The following is a 1,296-nucleotide window of genomic DNA, read 5'->3' as shown; positions in this document are numbered from 1 at the left end:
GGGCGAGGTGGAACCGGTGAAGTCCCCGTCACCGGAGTACACCGCGGTCAGGGAGTGCGAGCCCACCGCGAGAGTCGAGGTCGTCAGGGTGGCGATGCCACCGGCCAGTGTGCCGGTACCGAGGAGAGTGGCACCGTCAAAGAAGTCGACCGTACCGGTGGGCGTGCCCGCACCGGGCGGAACGGCGGCAACCGTCGCGGTGAGCGTTTTCGCCTGCCCGAACACCGAGGGGTCCGGTGCCGACGCCAGGCCCGTGGTCGTCGCGGCCTGGGTCACGGTCTGCGTATCGACCGGTGACGTGGAGCCGGTGAAGTCCGCATCACCGTTGTAGACCGCGGTCAGGGAGTGGGTTCCGACGCTGAGGGCGGAGGTCGTCAGCGTGGCGACGCCACCGGCCAGTGTGCCGGTGCCGAGGAGGGTGGCACCGTCGAAGAAGTCGACCGTCCCCGTCGGCGTGCCCGCACCAGGCAAAACCGCGGCAACCGTCGCAGTGAGCGTTTTCCCCTGCCCGAACACCGAGGGGTCCGGTGCCGACGCCAGCGCGGTTGTGGTCGCGGCCTGGGTCACGGTCTGCGTGTCGACCGATGAGGTGGAGCCGGTGAAGTCCGCGTCACCGTTGTAGACCGCGGTCAGGGAGTGGGTTCCGACGCTGAGGGCGGAGGTCGTCAGGGTGGCGACGCCACCGGCGAGTGTGGCGGTGCCGAGGAGGGTGGCGCCGTCGAAGAAGTCGACGGTGCCGGTGGGTGTGCCGGCGCCGGGAGGAACGGCGGCGACGGTCGCGGTGAGCGTTTTCGCCTGCCCGAACACCGAAGGATCAGGCGCCGACACCAGGCCCGTGGTCGTCGCCGCCTGCGACACCGTCTGCGTATCGACCGGCGACGTGGAGCCGGTGAAGTCCCCATCACCGTTGTAGACCGCGGTCAGGGAGTGGGTTCCGACACTGAGGGTGGAGACGGTGAATGTCGCGATGCCGCCGGCCAGTGTGCCGGTACCGAGGAGAGTGGCACCGTCGAAGAAGTCCACCGTCCCCGTCGGCGTGCCCGCACCAGGCAAAACCGCGGCAACCGTCGCAGTGAGCGTCTTGCCCTGCCCGAACACCGAAGGATCAGGCGCCGACGCCAGGCCCGTGGTCGTCGCCGCCTGCGCCACGGTCTGCGCGTCGACCGGCGAGGTGGAACCGGTGAAGTCCGCGTCACCGTTGTAGACCGCCGTCAGGGAATGCGAGCCCACCGCGAGAGTCGAGGTCGTCAGGGTGGCGACGCCACCGGCCAGTGTGCCGGTACCGAGGAGGGTGGC

The 1,296-nt window shown here is 70.1% G+C and carries 1 protein-coding gene; it reads right to left on the bottom strand.

The features are described from left to right. A partial coding sequence (locus ACLU3S_RS36965; protein WP_413956349.1) for an Ig-like domain-containing protein occupies positions 1–1,296 on the bottom strand: 1,296 nt, incomplete at both ends.

Origin of the sequence: Streptomyces sp. AF1A, from assembly GCF_047340315.1 — a bacterium.
Classification (GTDB): Bacteria; Actinomycetota; Actinomycetes; order Streptomycetales; family Streptomycetaceae; genus Streptomyces.
Note: the sequence above shows the minus strand (reverse complement) of the source record. Positions and strands in the feature narration are given on the sequence as shown.